Source organism: Pseudomonas sp. H2_A10, assembly GCF_054680085.1.
The window spans coordinates 1,648,297-1,662,186 of sequence record NZ_CP162821.1; the positions used below are offsets into that span (position 1 = coordinate 1,648,297).

Annotated in this window: 13 protein-coding genes; 3 read left to right on the forward strand and 10 right to left on the reverse strand. The window is 61.3% G+C overall.

The genetic code is table 11. The features are described 5' to 3' along the window. Positions 1 to 80: 80 nt before the first annotated feature. The 3 genes from holA to leuS form a co-directional block, all read right to left on the reverse strand. A complete protein-coding gene (gene holA, locus AB4O23_RS07625) occupies positions 81 to 1,118 on the reverse strand; it encodes a DNA polymerase III subunit delta (protein ID WP_017528931.1) in 1,038 nt (345 codons plus the stop codon). A 39-nt stretch (positions 1,119 to 1,157) separates the two neighbouring features. Continuing rightward, positions 1,158 to 1,763 (reverse strand): LPS-assembly lipoprotein LptE, encoded by a 606-nt coding sequence (locus tag AB4O23_RS07630; RefSeq protein ID WP_017528930.1) that lies wholly within the window; start codon positions 1,761 to 1,763, stop codon positions 1,158 to 1,160. 88 nt (positions 1,764 to 1,851) lie between these two features. Beyond that, positions 1,852 to 4,458 carry a leucine--tRNA ligase gene (gene leuS, locus AB4O23_RS07635; protein WP_217855443.1) on the reverse strand — a complete coding sequence of 869 codons (2,607 nt, stop codon included), beginning with the start codon at positions 4,456 to 4,458 and terminating at the stop codon, positions 1,852 to 1,854. 261 nt (positions 4,459 to 4,719) lie between these two features. On the opposite strand from leuS, the gene AB4O23_RS07640 reads away from it, so the two are divergent. Together AB4O23_RS07640 and AB4O23_RS07645 are read left to right on the forward strand one after the other, a co-directional pair. Next, positions 4,720 to 5,037 (forward strand): hypothetical protein, encoded by a 318-nt coding sequence (locus AB4O23_RS07640; RefSeq protein ID WP_460062771.1) that lies wholly within the window; start codon positions 4,720 to 4,722, stop codon positions 5,035 to 5,037. A gap of 98 nt (positions 5,038 to 5,135) precedes the next feature. Further along, positions 5,136 to 5,897, forward strand: coding sequence for a YdcF family protein (locus AB4O23_RS07645; RefSeq protein WP_065876737.1), 762 nt, complete (start codon positions 5,136 to 5,138; stop codon positions 5,895 to 5,897). 57 nt (positions 5,898 to 5,954) lie between these two features. Here the strand turns inward: AB4O23_RS07645 and lnt are convergent, their stop codons facing one another. The 5 genes from lnt to miaB form a co-directional block, all read right to left on the reverse strand. Next, positions 5,955 to 7,478 carry an apolipoprotein N-acyltransferase gene (gene lnt, locus AB4O23_RS07650; RefSeq protein ID WP_460062774.1) on the reverse strand — a complete coding sequence of 508 codons (1,524 nt, stop codon included), beginning with the start codon at positions 7,476 to 7,478 and terminating at the stop codon, positions 5,955 to 5,957. An 8-nt stretch (positions 7,479 to 7,486) separates the two neighbouring features. Next, the gene (locus tag AB4O23_RS07655) at positions 7,487 to 8,326 is read right to left on the reverse strand and encodes an HlyC/CorC family transporter (RefSeq protein ID WP_017528925.1); all 840 of its coding nucleotides are present in this window, start codon (positions 8,324 to 8,326) and stop codon (positions 7,487 to 7,489) included. A 45-nt stretch (positions 8,327 to 8,371) separates the two neighbouring features. After that, positions 8,372 to 8,830: an rRNA maturation RNase YbeY gene (ybeY, locus tag AB4O23_RS07660; RefSeq protein ID WP_017528924.1), complete on the reverse strand. Its 459-nt coding sequence runs from the start codon at positions 8,828 to 8,830 to the stop codon at positions 8,372 to 8,374. After that, a complete protein-coding gene (locus AB4O23_RS07665; RefSeq protein WP_003176276.1) occupies positions 8,823 to 9,827 on the reverse strand; it encodes a PhoH family protein in 1,005 nt (334 codons plus the stop codon). Before AB4O23_RS07665 ends, ybeY begins: the two co-directional genes overlap by 8 nt. A gap of 202 nt (positions 9,828 to 10,029) precedes the next feature. Further along, complete coding sequence (gene miaB, locus AB4O23_RS07670; protein WP_017528923.1) at positions 10,030 to 11,358, reverse strand: tRNA (N6-isopentenyl adenosine(37)-C2)-methylthiotransferase MiaB; 1,329 nt, start codon at positions 11,356 to 11,358, stop codon at positions 10,030 to 10,032. Between the two features lie 131 nt (positions 11,359 to 11,489). On the opposite strand from miaB, the gene AB4O23_RS07675 reads away from it, so the two are divergent. Further along, a complete protein-coding gene (locus AB4O23_RS07675) occupies positions 11,490 to 11,816 on the forward strand; it encodes a DUF1820 family protein (protein WP_003236992.1) in 327 nt (108 codons plus the stop codon). Between the two features lie 10 nt (positions 11,817 to 11,826). Here AB4O23_RS07675 and AB4O23_RS07680 read toward each other — a convergent pair whose 3' ends face one another. Together AB4O23_RS07680 and hemL are read right to left on the reverse strand one after the other, a co-directional pair. After that, positions 11,827 to 12,381, reverse strand: coding sequence for a tetratricopeptide repeat protein (locus tag AB4O23_RS07680; protein ID WP_017528921.1), 555 nt, complete (start codon positions 12,379 to 12,381; stop codon positions 11,827 to 11,829). Between the two features lie 225 nt (positions 12,382 to 12,606). Beyond that, positions 12,607 to 13,890, reverse strand: coding sequence for a glutamate-1-semialdehyde 2,1-aminomutase (hemL, locus tag AB4O23_RS07685; protein WP_065876738.1), 1,284 nt, complete (start codon positions 13,888 to 13,890; stop codon positions 12,607 to 12,609).

The window sequence follows — 13,890 nt, forward strand, 5'->3', positions numbered from 1 at the left end:
AATCTGCCTAAGTCAGGTCGCTGTAAAGCCCATGAATGGTAAACACAATCAAAAATGTAGAAGGGGCAGTTGTCTTGAGGTTACTCGGCAGGCAGTGCCAGGCGCTGACCGGCCATCAGCAGCGACAAACGGCTGAGGCTCATCCATGGCGAACCGGCCGCCTGGCCCTTGATCTGCGCATCAATGCGCTGAGCCTCCAGCAAGAGCTGCGCCCAGCGTTGCGCCGAGTGCCGTTGCAGGGCTTTGCTCATCAAGGGTTTGCGCTTGTCCCATACCGGCGGCCTGGCCTGGCTGAAGCACTTGTCGAGCGGCGTTCCCTGGCTGTATTGCAGGGAAATATTGGCCAGCACCCGTAACTCGCGCGCCAAGGCCCAGAGAATCACCGGTGGCTCCACGCCTTCGCCGCGCAGGCCTTCGAGCATGCGCAGGGCATGCGCGGGTTCGCCGTTAAGGATCGCATCCACCAACCCGAACACGTCAAAACGCGCACTGTCTGCCACGGCGCCCTGGACGGTTTCGACAGTAATCTGCCCATCTTCGGCCATCAGCTTGAGCTTTTCGATTTCCTGGGCGGCGGCAAGCAGGTTGCCTTCGACCCGGGCCGCGATCAGCTCGACCGCGTCTTGAGTCGCGGACAGCCCCGATTGCGACAGGCGCTGGCGAATCCATTGCGGTAACTGATTGCTGTCCACCGGCCAGATCTGGATGAACTGGGTCTGTGTCCCTTCCACCAGGGCCTTGCCCCACTTGGTTTTCTGCGCGCTGCCGTCGAGCTTGGGCAGGCTGATCAGCAGCACTGTGTCGTCCGCGGGGCGTGCGCAGTATTCCATCAAGGCCGCCGCGCCTTTGTCACCGGGCTTGCCCGAAGGCAGGCGCAGTTCCAGCAGGCGCTTTTCGGCAAACAGCGACATGCTCGCGCCGGCTTGCAGCAGCGTGCCCCAGTCGAAACTGGCGTCGGCGCTGAACACCTGGCGTTCATCAAAGCCTTGTTGGCGGGTGGCAAGGCGGATGGCGTCCGCGGCTTCCTGGCACAGCAGCGGGTCATCTCCGCTGACAATGTAGACGGGCGCAAGGCCACCTTGCAGGTGTTTGGCGAGTTGGGCGGGTGCGAGTTTCATAGGCAGGGCGAACGGGGCGCCTGTGGCGCCCCGTCTGGCTTACTCGACAGGGACTTCAACAGGCGATTGTTTCGGCGTGTTGTCTTCGTACTCTTTGGCGGCCTTCAACGCGTCGGCATCAGCCTTGGCCTTGTTGTCAGCCGCTTGCTGCAAGGTTTCGAGTTGTTCCGGGGTCAGCATCGACAGGCGCAGGACCAGGCGTTGCACCAGCTCGCGACGCATTTCCTTGCGAACCTGGGTGACTTCGGAATCCGAACCCACCAGGTTGTTACCGTCGTGGCTGACGATTTTTTGTATCTGGATCTTGTCACCCATCAATGGCTGATGGTCGCGGCCCTGGATCTCGAAGTTCAGTTCGGTGCTCACTTCGACATCGGACGCACGCCCCGCGCTGGCGTAGCTCAGGTTACGCTGGGTTTCTTTCTCGTTGGCCAGGAACAGCTTGTAGGTCGCGCCGGTGTAGACGTGCACGCCGCTGCTTTTTAGGACCTGGCGCAATTGGGTGACAGTCTCGCTGTAGGCGTCGCGGGCGCTGACGTCCAGTTCCTTGATCGTCAGGTCGGTAGTGCCGGTGCCGCGCAGCTGGAAGCCGCAAGCGCTCAGCAGTACGGCCAGGCCCATAACCAGCAGGTTGCGTTTGATCATTTTGTTGCTCCCCTTGAAACCATGTGGGCCTTATCGAGGCCCTGAAGGCTTTGTTCGGCGCAGGGCTCAAGCCCTGCGCCCGATCCGATTAGCTAGCGACGATATTGACCAGTTTGCCAGGCACCACGATCACTTTGCGGATCGTCAGGCCTTCGGTGAAGCGCAGCACGTTCTCGTTGCAGCGTGCGGCCGCTTCGACTTCTTCGCGGCTGGCGCTGGCCGGCATGTCGATATGGCCACGCAGTTTACCGTTGACCTGGATAACCAGTTGCAGCGTGTCCTGTACCAGGGCGCTGTCATCCTGTACCGGCCAGCGCGCATCGATGACCGCGTCGCTGTGGCCCAGGCGGTTCCACAGTTCGTGACTGATGTGCGGCGTGATCGGCGCCAGTAGCAGGGTGACTGTTTCCAGGCCTTCCTGTACCAGTGCGCGGTCTTGTTCGGTGACCTGCGGGGCTTTTTCCAGCACGTTCATCAGGGTCATCACCTGGGCGATGGCGGTGTTGAACTTGTGGTTCTGGCCCACGTCCTGGCTGGCTTGCTTGATGGCCAGGTGAGTGCTGCGGCGAATGGCTTTCTGCTCGTCGTTCAGGGCCGCCACGTCCAGCTTGGCCGGCAGGCCCTGGCTGACATGGGCGTGCGCCAGGCGCCAGACGCGCTTGAGGAAACGGTGCGAACCTTCGACGCCGGAGTCGGACCATTCGGCGCTCATGTCGGGCGGCGAGGCGAACATCATGAACAGGCGGCAAGTGTCGGCACCGAACTGATCGATCATCGACTGCGGATCGACGCCGTTGTTCTTCGACTTGGCCATCTTCTCGGTGCCGCCGATTTCCACCGGCAGGCCGTCGGCGATCAGCTTGGCGCTGATGACCTTGGCTTTGCTGTCGCGCTCAAGTTGGACATCCGCCGGGTTGAACCAGGTGTAGGCGCCATTGGCTTCGCGGCGATAGTAAGTCTCGGCGATCACCATGCCCTGGGTCAGCAGGTTCTTGAACGGTTCGTTGGAGGTCACCAGGCCTTCGTCACGCATCAGCTTGTGGAAGAAGCGCGCGTACAGCAGGTGGAGGATGGCGTGTTCGATACCGCCGATGTACTGATCCACCGGCAGCCAATGGTCGGCCGCGGATTTCTCGACCAGGCCGCCCTCGTAGTGCGGCGAGGCGTAGCGCGCGTAGTACCACGACGACTCGACGAAGGTGTCCATCGTGTCGGTTTCACGCTTGGCCGGCGCGCCGCATTTCGGGCAACTGCACTCGTAGAACTCAGGCATGCGCGCCAGTGGCGAACCGGCGCCGTCCGGCACCACGTCTTCCGGCAGCACGACCGGCAGTTGGTCTTCCGGTACCGGCACGTCGCCGCAGGTGTCGCAGTGGATGATCGGGATCGGGCAGCCCCAGTAGCGTTGGCGGCTGATACCCCAGTCGCGCAGGCGGAACTGGGTGCGCGAGGCACCGAGGTTTTTCTTGATCAGCGCCACTTCGATGGCGTCGAAGGCACCTTGGAAGTCCAGGCCGTCGAACTCGCCGGAGTTGATCAAAGTGCCGTGCTCGCCGTAGGCGTCCTGCCACGGGGCCGGGTTGGTGTTGCCCGAGCTGGTACGCACTACCGATTTGATCGGCAGGTTGTACTGGGTGGCGAATTCGAAGTCGCGCTCGTCGTGGGCCGGTACGGCCATGACGGCGCCATCGCCGTAGTGCATCAGCACGTAGTTGGCGACCCATACCGGCAGTTTCTCCGCCGTCAATGGGTGCTCGACGAACAGCCCGGTCGGCAGGCCTTTTTTCGCTTGGGTGGCGACGTCGGCTTCGGCCACGCTGCCGCCTTTGCATTCGGCGATGAACGCGGCAAGCTCAGGGTTGTTCTGTGCGGCTTGGGTGGCCAGCGGGTGTTCGGCGGCCACGGCGACGTAGGTCGCGCCCATCAGGGTATCCGGGCGGGTGGTGAAGACCTTGAGGGCACCGGCCTCGCCGATCGAGTCGACGTTGTACGGGAACTGTACTTCCATGCCCTTGGATTTGCCGATCCAGTTGCGCTGCATGGTCTTGACCTGTTCAGGCCAGCCCGGCAGGTCATCGAGGCCCGACAAGAGCTCATCGGCGTAGGCGGTGATCTTGAAGTAGTACATGGGGATCTGGCGCTTTTCGATCACCGCGCCGGAACGCCAGCCGCGACCGTCGATCACCTGTTCGTTGGCCAGTACGGTCTGGTCGACCGGGTCCCAGTTCACGGTGCCGTTCTTGCGATAGATCACGCCTTTTTCGAACAGGCGTGTGAACAGCCATTGCTCCCAGCGGTAGTAGTCCGGCTTGCAGGTGGTCACTTCGCGGGACCAGTCCACCGCCAGGCCCAGGCTGCGCAGTTGGGTCTTCATGTAGGCGATGTTCTCGTAGGTCCACTTGGCGGGAGCTACGTTGTTTTTCATCGCGGCGTTTTCCGCCGGCATGCCGAAGGCGTCCCAACCCATGGGTTGCAGGACATTCTTGCCTTGCATGCGCTGGTAACGGGAAATCACGTCACCGATGGTGTAGTTGCGCACGTGCCCCATGTGTAGCTTGCCGCTGGGGTAAGGGAACATCGATAGGCAGTAGTAAGTCTCCTTGCCCGGCTGTTCACTGACTTCAAAGGACTTTTGCTCGTCCCAGAAGGTTTGGGCGGCATTTTCTATTTCACGGGGCTGATATTGTTCGTGCATGGCTACTTTTGAACTGAATAGGGGTGGCCTAATCCTCTTCGGAGCATTGTCCAGGTAGATCGACACCAAAAAGCGGCGCGTCCGTGCCCAAACCTTGCGGGAAGTGGAGTTACAGGAAGCGCCGTAGCATACATGACCCCACTCTATCGAGGGAAACCCTGATTGCGCGGTCGAGGCCGTCTGTCGCGGCGCCAGGCAGGCGCAGCCACGGGGACTACGCTGTTTATTGGGGAGCAAGTCTTTCTTCAATGAGGTGAGGGGATGGTTGAATCGCAGCGAACCGCAACGAAACCGGAAATCTACGAAGGATTGATCGACCGATTGGGTCGTGCATTGGATGCAGCGAGGACTGCGGGCCGATTGCGTGATGAGCGGCCTGTGGCGTTGGAACTGCGCGGGTTGAGCCGCGCGGAGCTGGAGTTGATCAAGGCTTATCTGGAACGCAACAAGCGCAGTGCGCCTCCCTGGGTGGCAACCCCGCCAGCCAAAGAGCCCACGCACTCTGCCAAGGTGGTGTGGCTCAAGGACTTGCCGGCCGGCCGTGGCCCGGAAACACTCCGGTCCGCCCGCTACAAGTAATTCACTCCCCGCGCAGCCGCACCCGCGTGTATGTCACTGTAAAGATTGTCGCTAAACCCCGTTACACCTTAGGCTTCGGGCATCTTTGGAGATGCCCGATGCCTATTCGTTACTTCATCAAACAACTGCTCCTGCCGCCCGGCATTCTTTTGCTGCTGCTGGCGTTTGCCTGGTGGTTTCGCCGCAGTCGCCCACGGTTGGCGGGCTGTTGCTTCGCCTTGGGCCTGGGCGGCATGTGGTTGGTCAGTTTGCCGGTGATGGTGGAGTGGGGCGCGCGTGCCCTGGAGACCGAGCCGCCATTGGCGCCCGAGCAGTGGGCGACACTGGCGCAGCGTGCCGACGCCATTGTGGTGCTGGGGTCGGGGCGCGAGCGTGGGGACCCGGCGTGGGGCAGCGACCAGCCTACCGGTGTCGGCCTGGAGCGCCAGCGCTATGCCGCGCGACTGGCCAAGGCCTCCGGGTTGCCGGTGCTCACCACAGGCGGCTTGCATTACGGTACGCCGCCCAGCGAGGCGCAGTTGATGGCGGTGTCGATGCAGGACGATTTCGGCGTGAGCGTGCGCTGGAAGGAAGAGCGCAGCCGCACCACCTGGGAAAACGCGCAGATGAGCGCTGAAATCCTATTGCCGGCGGGCGTCAAGCGCGTGGTGGTTGTGTCTCAGGCCTGGCACATGTCGCGGGCGGTTTGGAGTTTTGAAAAGGCTGGCCTCACCGTGGTGCCGGCGCCTGTGGGGTTCCTGGGCGTGGACAACGCCCGGCCGCTGGGCGGCTGGATGCCGGAGTTCAAGGCGGTGTGGCAGAGCGGGCAGTTGATCAACGAGGCGGTGGGGCAGGTGGGTTATCGGTTGTTCTATCGCTGACCCTACTGATTAAAATGCAAAAAATGTGGGAGGGGGTTTGCCCCCTCCCACATTGAGTCAGACAGTTTTGGCCATCCGGGCCGCCAGCAGCGCCCAGCCAAACAGCACCAGGCACACAATAATCAACGGCCACGAACGCCATTGCAGGTACGGCGTGAGGTCGTGCATCGGCACTACTTCGCCATACAGGATGCCGCGTTCGAACTGCGGGATCTGCGCCGTGATCTGCCCAAACGGGTTGATCAGCCCGGTCACGCCATTATTGGTGGCGCGGATCATCCAGCGGCCGGCCTCCAGCGCGCGCATCTGCGCCATTTGCAAATGTTGCAACGGACCGATCGAGCGGCCGAACCAGGTGTCGTTGCTGATGGTCAGCAGCAGGTCGCTCTGGGTCGAGAGGCTGGCGGCGAATTCCGGGTACACCACTTCGTAGCAAATGAACGGCGCGATCTGATAGCCCTTGGCCTGCAACATGGCCTGGTCAGCGGGGCCGCGGGCGAAGTCCGACATCGGCAGATCGAAGAAGGCGATCAGCCCGCGCAGCATGTCCTGCAGCGGTACGTACTCACCGAAAGGCACCAGTTTCTGCTTCAAGTAGGTGCCGTCGCCTTCACCCACCACGGTGATGCCGTTGAAGTAGCGCTTCTGATGATGCACTTCCTGGCGAATGGGTACCCCGGTGATCAGCGCGGTATGCCGGTCGGCGGCGAACTTGCCCATCATGCCCAGGTAGCCCTCTACCGATTCCTTGAGCACCGGCACGGCGGTTTCCGGCCAAACCAGCAGGTCGACGGGCTTGGACGTGAAGCTCATGTCGCGGTACAGGGCCAATTGCGCGTTGAGCTGCTGCGGGTCCCATTTCATGCTTTGTTCGACGTTGCCCTGAATGGCCGCCACGGTGAGTGGGGCGCCGGAAGGGCTGGTCCAGGCGTGATGCTTGAGGGCCAAGCCGATAGCCCACGGCGCAACCAACAGCACCAGGCCCGCACCGATAAAAGCATTGCGCTTGGCGGCCAGCAGGCGCGGCAGGTTGCACAGCAAGGCGGCCGTGAGTGCCAGGGCAAAGGAAATCAGCCACATGCCGCCCACGGGCGCCAGGCCGGTGAGCGGGCCATCGAGTTGGCTGTAACCGGAATACAACCACGGGAAACCGGTGAGGAACCAACCGCGAAAGGCTTCCTGGCCCACCCATAACGCGGCGAACGTCAGCGCATCCGCCAACGGCGCTTCATTGCGACGTAACCAGCGTGCCCATAACCAGGCTGGCAGGGCGAAGAACCAGGCGATGGCGGCGGTAAACAACAGCATCAAAAAGCCAGCCAGCAGCACCGAAGCGCCACCGAAGTGGTGAATGCTGTAGTAGATCCAACTGGTGCCGGCGCCAAACAGGCCGAAACCGAAACACCAGCCACGGCCAAGCGCCTGACGCGGGGTGAGTTCCCGCAAGCCCACGTAGAACAATCCCGCCGCCACCAGTGCAAACGGCCACAGATCGAACGGCGCCAGCGCCAGGGTGGTGATGGCGCCGGCCACCACGGCCAGCAAGTTACCGGGCCAGCCGGGTGCGATCAAACGGCGCATGTCAGTCCTTAGCGGGCAATAGGTGTCAGGCGAATCAAGTGGATCCTGCGGCTGTCCGCATTCAGGATGCGGAAGCGATAGGCGCCGATCTCGGTGGTTTCGTTACGCTTGGGCAGATGGCCAAACGCATTCATCACCAGGCCGCCAACGGTGTCGAACTCATCGTCGGAGAATTCGCTGTCGAAGAACTCGTTGAAGTTCTCGATCGGCGTCAGCGCCTTGATCAGGAAGTCACCGCTGGGCAGCGGCTTGATGTAGCTGTCTTCTTCGACGTCGTGTTCGTCTTCGATGTCGCCGACGATCTGTTCCAGCACGTCTTCGATGGTCACCAGGCCCGCCACGCCGCCGTATTCGTCGATCACAATGGCCATGTGATTGTGGTTGGCGCGAAATTCGCGCAGCAGCACATTCAGGCGCTTGGATTCGGGGACGAACGTGGCCGGACGCAGCAGGTCCTTGATGTTGAAGCTGTCACCGTTCTCCTTGAGGATCAGCGGCAGCAGGTCCTTGGCCAGCAGGACACCCATGACGTCGTCATGGCTTTCACCAATGACCGGGTAGCGCGAGTGCGCCGAGTCGATCACGGCCGGGAGGAACTCCCGTGGAGTCTGGGTCGCCTTGATGCTGATCATCTGCGAGCGCGGGACCATGATGTCACGCACTTGCAGGTCAGCCACCTGGATGGCGCCTTCGACGATGGCCAGCGCTTCGCTGTCCAGCAACTTGTTCTGATGGGCCTCGCGCAGCAGCTCCAGCAGCTCCTGGCGGTTTTTCGGCTCGTGGGCAAAAGCCTGGGTCAGTTTACCCAGCCACGACTTCTGCCCGTTGCTCGATCGGTCTTCGCTCATAGCGATTACTCTGAATCCTTTATCGTTACAGTTAGTAGGTGATGTTCAAGCTTCGTCAGCTGCATACGGGTCGGGATGACCCAGTTCTGCAAGCAACGTTCGTTCCAGTGCTTCCATTTCCTCGGCTTCCTCATCGTCTATATGGTCGTAACCCAAGAGATGCAAGCAACCGTGAATGACTAGATGAGCCCAGTGGGCTTCAAGTTCCTTGTTTTGCTCCTTCGCCTCACGCTCGACGACCGCGACGCAGATCACCAGATCGCCCAGCAAGGGAATGTCCAGTAACTCATCGGGTACGTCGGCGGGGAAGGACAGCACGTTGGTCGCGTAGTCCTTCTGGCGCCAGGTGTGGTTCAGTTCGCGGCCTTCGGGCTCGTCCACCAGGCGGATGGTCAGTTCCGAGTCGGCGCTGCGCTGGCGCAGGGCCAGCTCGCACCATTGGCGAAACTGCGCTTCGCTGGGGGCGGGCGCGTCGCTGGCCAGTTGCAGGTCTAGCTCAAGCATCGCGGCGAACGTCCTTTGACAGCCCGTCATCACGGTGTTCGAAGCGCTCGTAGGCCTCGACGATGCGCTGCACCAACGGGTGGCGCACCACGTCCTTGGGCATGAAGTGCGTAAAGCTGATGCCCGGCACGTCCTTGAGCACCTCGATCACCTGGCCCAGGCCCGACTTGGTGCCCTTGGGCAGGTCGACCTGGGTGATGTCGCCGGTGATCACGGCAGTGGAGCCGAAACCGATGCGGGTCAGGAACATCTTCATCTGCTCGACGGTGGTGTTCTGGCTTTCGTCGAGGATGATGAAGCTGTTGTTCAGCGTACGGCCGCGCATGTAGGCGAGCGGGGCGATCTCGATCACCTGGCGCTCGATCAGCTTGGCCACGTATTCGAAGCCGAGCATCTCGTAGAGCGCGTCGTAGAGCGGGCGCAGGTACGGGTCGATCTTCTGGGCCAGGTCGCCGGGCAGGAAACCGAGCTTTTCACCGGCTTCAACCGCTGGGCGCACCAGCAGGATGCGGCGTACTTGCTCGCGCTCCAGGGCATCGACCGCGCAGGCCACGGCCAAGTAGGTCTTGCCGGTACCGGCCGGGCCGATGCCGAAGTTGATGTCGTTGCCGAGAATTTCCTTGACGTAGCGCTGCTGATTCAAGCCGCGAGGGCGAATCATGCCTTTTTTGGTGCGCAGGGCCACGCTGGCTTCGGCCACGGGATTGTTGGCCAGGTCTTCCACGGCGGACTCTTGCAGGTACAAGTGCACCGTTTCCGGCGACAGTTCACTGCCTTTGGTCTCGCGATAGAGACGACGCAGCAGGTTCTCTGCGGACGTGGTGTGTTGGGGTTCACCAATAAGCTCGAACTGATTGCCGCGGTTGCGGATCTCGATGCTCAGGCGTTGTTCGATCAGACGCAGGTGCTCGTCGAACTGTCCGCACAGATTGGCGAAACGGCGAGCCTCAAACGGCTCGAGGAGAAAACGATGGGGTTCTACTATGGGTGCGTTCAAGGTCGCTTTTAGCCGCCCTTTGGCTGTTGATGTGAAAGAGAGAATAACGCCAGTGGCGCGGGTGCGAAAGCACTTACGTCATCGCAAGCTGCACGGTTCCAATGTGGGAGGGGGCTTGCTCCCGATAGCAATGGGTCAGTCAGTACATTTGATACTGACACACCGCTATCGGGAGCAAGCCCCCTGCCACACTGGATCACATTTATTGCACCAGCGAGCCGCGCAACGAGTGCGGTTGCGCCGCATCGATATGCACATCGGCAAACTGGCCGATCAAGGTCGGGTTGTCGCAGCGGAAATTGACGATGCGATTGTTCTCGGTGCGGCCCTGCAATTCACCGGGGTCTTTTTTGGAGTAATCGGTCACCAGAATGCGCTGGATCGAACCGACCATTTGTCGGCTGATCTCGAAGCCCTGCTGGTTCAAGCGATGTTGCAGCGCATTTAGCCGTTCCTTCTTCAGCGCCTCCGGTGTTTCGTCCAGCAGGTCGGCCGCCGGTGTGCCTGGGCGCTGGCTGTAGACGAACGAGTAGGAAAAGTCGAAACCAACGTCTTCGATCAGCTTCATGGTTTGCTGGAAGTCTTTCTCGGTTTCGCCGGGGAAGCCGACGATAAAGTCCGAACTGATGCAGATGCCCGGCACCGCTGCGCGTAACTTGCGCAGTTTGGATTTGTATTCCAAGGCCGTGTGGTTGCGCTTCATCGCCGACAGAATGCGGTCCGAACCCGATTGCACCGGCAAGTGCAGGTGCTTGACCAGTTCCGGTACCTCGGCGTGAGCCTGGATCAGGCTGTCGGAGAACTCCAGCGGGTGCGAGGTGGTGTAGCGAATGCGTTCGATACCGTCCACCGCCGCCACCACGCGGATCAGTTCCGCCAGGTCGGCCAGGCGCCCGTCATGGGTCTGGCCACGATAGCCGTTGACGTTCTGGCCGAGCAGGGTCACCTCGCGCACGCCGTTTTCGGCCAGGTGGATGATTTCCGACAGCACGTCGTCAAACGGCCGGCTGACTTCTTCGCCACGGGTGTAGGGCACCACGCAGAACGTGCAGTACTTGCTGCAACCTTCCATGACCGACACATAGGCGCTTGGCCCGTCGATGCGTGGCTCGGGCAAATGGTCGAATTTTTCGATTTCGGGGAACGAGACGTCAACCTGCGGCAGCTTGGTAACGCGGGCGGCGTCGATCATTTCCGGCAGGCGGTGCAGGGTTTGCGGGCCGAACACCACATCTACGTAGGGGGCGCGATCGCGGATGGCGGCGCCTTCCTGGCTGGCCACGCAACCGCCGACAGCGATCACCATGTCCGGGTTGGCCAGTTTCAGTTCACGCCAGCGACCCAGTTGCGAGTACACACGGTCCTGGGCCCGTTCGCGGATCGAGCAGGTATTGAGCAGGATCACGTCGGCATCTTCGGCGCGGGCGGTGACTTCCAGGGCCTGGTGTTCGCCCAGCAGATCAACCATGCGCGAGCTGTCGTACTCGTTCATTTGGCAACCGTGGGTTTCGATATAAAGCTTCTTGGCCATGGGAATCGTCAACTGGTGGTAAAGAACCGCGCATTATAGGGGGCATGCCCATTGGTTCCTAGCGTTGTGCATCGGGTGCCATGCTATAGTTCGCGCCCTCTTTTATATCCCCGATGTGTTATTCGCCCACCATGACCAAACGTGAAGCTCCAATCTACAAGGTGATTTTCCTCAACCAGGGCCAGGTGTTCGAAATGTACGCCAAGCAGATCTATCAAAGTGATCTGTGGGGCTTCCTGGAGGTGGAAGAGTTCGTCTTTGGCGAGCGCACCCAGTTGGTCGTCGACCCGGGCGAAGAAAAGCTCAAGGCTCAGTTCGAAGGCGTTGTGCGCAGTTTTGTGCCGATGCATTCAATTGTGCGCATCGACGAAGTGGAGCGCCTGGGCACGCCGAAAATCAGCGAGGCGCGGGGCGTGAGCAATGTCATGCCGTTTCCGATGCCGATGCCTGAGAAGTAAGGCTGGTGGGTCAGGGCAGGGGCGAGAAGGGCGAGCGCCCATCGGCGCTCTGCAATTCCTGCAGGTAGTTGCGGAAAATCTGCCCCAGCACCTGGGTCGCCACTTCCAGTTCATCGCGTTGCATGTGCTCGGCGACCTCGTCGGCGGTGTCCAGCGCGTCTTCGGCGCCGTTGACCGCGGCCATTTTCAGCACGATGTACGCCTGAACGTTATTGGCCGGTACGCCTTCACCTTTGAAGAACATGGTGCCGAGCTGGAACTGTGCCTGGGCGTGGCCCTGCAACGAGGCTTTCTCGAAGTAACTCAAGGCCTTGTTAAGGTCACGGGCGGGGTTTTTGCTGTCGTGGTAGTACTCGCCCAACTCGTATTGCGCCTGCGCATCCCCACCGTCGGCCTGCTTCTGGCACGCGCTCAGGGCTTCGGCCTGGCTGTCCGGCTGGGTATTGAGGGTGCAACGACCCATCGCTGGGATTAACAACGAGTTGCCGCCTGCTTGTGCATGTGCCAGCAGCGGCTGAAGGAGCAACAGGCAGCCCAGAACCAGGGTGCGGCCGGTGCGTTTCATGGGAATCGACTTACCTCTGACGGGGCACGCGGACCCTCGTAGGGTCCAATAAGCGCGCATTATGAAATAAGCAGGCCCCTGCTTACAAAGTCTTTACTCGTTTTTCTGCTGGTCAGGCAAGTTATCTGCCGGATTACAGGTGAATTCTCAGACAAATAGGGAAATATCTGTAAGCAAGGTAGCAAATTTGACACCGCATGGGCGGTGTCAAACCTGCGCGGCTGTTTATTTCAGGGCTGCGAACGCGCGTTCAGCGGCATCCAGAGTCAGTTTCAACTCGGCATCACCATGGGCGATTGACGTAAAGCCTGCTTCAAAGGCGCTTGGTGCCAGGTACACACCGCCTTCCAGCATCAGGTGGAAGAAGCGCTTGAACAGGCCGGCGTCGCTGGCCATTACGTCATCGAACGTGACGATATCGTCGGCGCCGCTGAAGTACAGGCCGAACATACCGCCGGCCTGGGTCGTGACGAACGGGATACCGGCTGCATCCGCACGTAGTTGCAGGCCGTCGAGCAGGCGCGTGGTGTAGTCGGTCAGCTCGGCATGGAAGCCCGGGCGGCTGATCAGGCGCAGGGTGGTCAGGCCGGCGGCCATGGCCAACGGGTTACCGGACAGGGTGCCGGCCTGGTAGACCGGGCCCAGCGGCGCGATGTGCTGCATGATGTCGCGCTTGCCGCCGAAGCAGCCGACCGGCATGCCGCCGCCGATGATCTTGCCGAAGGTGCTCAGGTCCGGCGTGACGCCGTAGTGCGCCTGGGCGCCGCCGAGGGCAACACGAAAACCGGTCATCACTTCGTCGAAAATCAGCACCACGCCATACTTGTCGCACTGCGCGCGCAGGCCTTCGAGGAAGCCCGGCGCCGGCGGTACGCAGTTCATGTTGCCGGCTACCGGCTCGACGATGATGCACGCCACCTCCTGGCCCACTTCGCTGAGCATCTGCTCGACGGCGCCGATGTCGTTGAAGGGCAGGGTCAGGGTGTGTTTGGCGAACGCCGCCGGCACGCCGGCCGAGCTTGGCACGCCCTGCGTCAGCGCGCCGGAGCCGGCTTTGACCAGCAGGCTGTCGGAGTGACCGTGGTAGCAGCCTTCGAACTTGATGATGCTGTCGCGGCCGGTGAAACCGCGCGCCAGGCGGATCGCGCTCATGGTGGCTTCGGTGCCGGAGCTGACCATGCGCACCATTTCCATCGACGGCACGATTGAGCACACCAGGTCAGCCATTTCGGTTTCCATGGCAGTCGGCGCGCCATAGGACAAACCGTGTTCCAACTGTTTGCGCACCGCATCGAGCACGTCCGGGTGGCTGTGGCCCAGGATCATCGGGCCCCAGGAACCCACGTAGTCCACATAGCGTTTGTCGTCTTCGTCGGTGACGTAGGCGCCTTCGGCATGTTTGAAGAACAACGGCGTGCCGCCGACGCTTTTGAACGCACGCACGGGCGAGTTCACACCGCCGGGGATGTGCTTCTGGGCATTGGCAAACAGGGTTTCGGAACGTGACAT

What these genes read in the sequence shown, in the direction of transcription:
- ybeY (WP_017528924.1), bottom strand. Translation starts at nt 8,830, where the DNA reads ATGCTTGAGCTAGACCTGCAACTGGCCAGCGACGCGCCCGCCCCCAGC.
- AB4O23_RS07680 (WP_017528921.1), bottom strand. Translation starts at nt 12,381, where the DNA reads ATGAAACGCACCGGCCGCACCCTGGTTCTGGGCTGCCTGTTGCTCCTT.
- AB4O23_RS07655 (WP_017528925.1), bottom strand. Translation starts at nt 8,326, where the DNA reads ATGAGCGAAGACCGATCGAGCAACGGGCAGAAGTCGTGGCTGGGTAAA.
- holA (WP_017528931.1), bottom strand. Translation starts at nt 1,118, where the DNA reads ATGAAACTCGCACCCGCCCAACTCGCCAAACACCTGCAAGGTGGCCTT.
- AB4O23_RS07630 (WP_017528930.1), bottom strand. Translation starts at nt 1,763, where the DNA reads ATGATCAAACGCAACCTGCTGGTTATGGGCCTGGCCGTACTGCTGAGC.
- AB4O23_RS07675 (WP_003236992.1), top strand. Translation starts at nt 11,490, where the DNA reads ATGACCAAACGTGAAGCTCCAATCTACAAGGTGATTTTCCTCAACCAG.
- AB4O23_RS07640 (WP_460062771.1), top strand. Translation starts at nt 4,720, where the DNA reads ATGGTTGAATCGCAGCGAACCGCAACGAAACCGGAAATCTACGAAGGA.
- miaB (WP_017528923.1), bottom strand. Translation starts at nt 11,358, where the DNA reads ATGGCCAAGAAGCTTTATATCGAAACCCACGGTTGCCAAATGAACGAG.
- leuS (WP_217855443.1), bottom strand. Translation starts at nt 4,458, where the DNA reads ATGCACGAACAATATCAGCCCCGTGAAATAGAAAATGCCGCCCAAACC.
- lnt (WP_460062774.1), bottom strand. Translation starts at nt 7,478, where the DNA reads ATGCGCCGTTTGATCGCACCCGGCTGGCCCGGTAACTTGCTGGCCGTG.
- AB4O23_RS07645 (WP_065876737.1), top strand. Translation starts at nt 5,136, where the DNA reads ATGCCTATTCGTTACTTCATCAAACAACTGCTCCTGCCGCCCGGCATT.
- hemL (WP_065876738.1), bottom strand. Translation starts at nt 13,890, where the DNA reads ATGTCACGTTCCGAAACCCTGTTTGCCAATGCCCAGAAGCACATCCCC.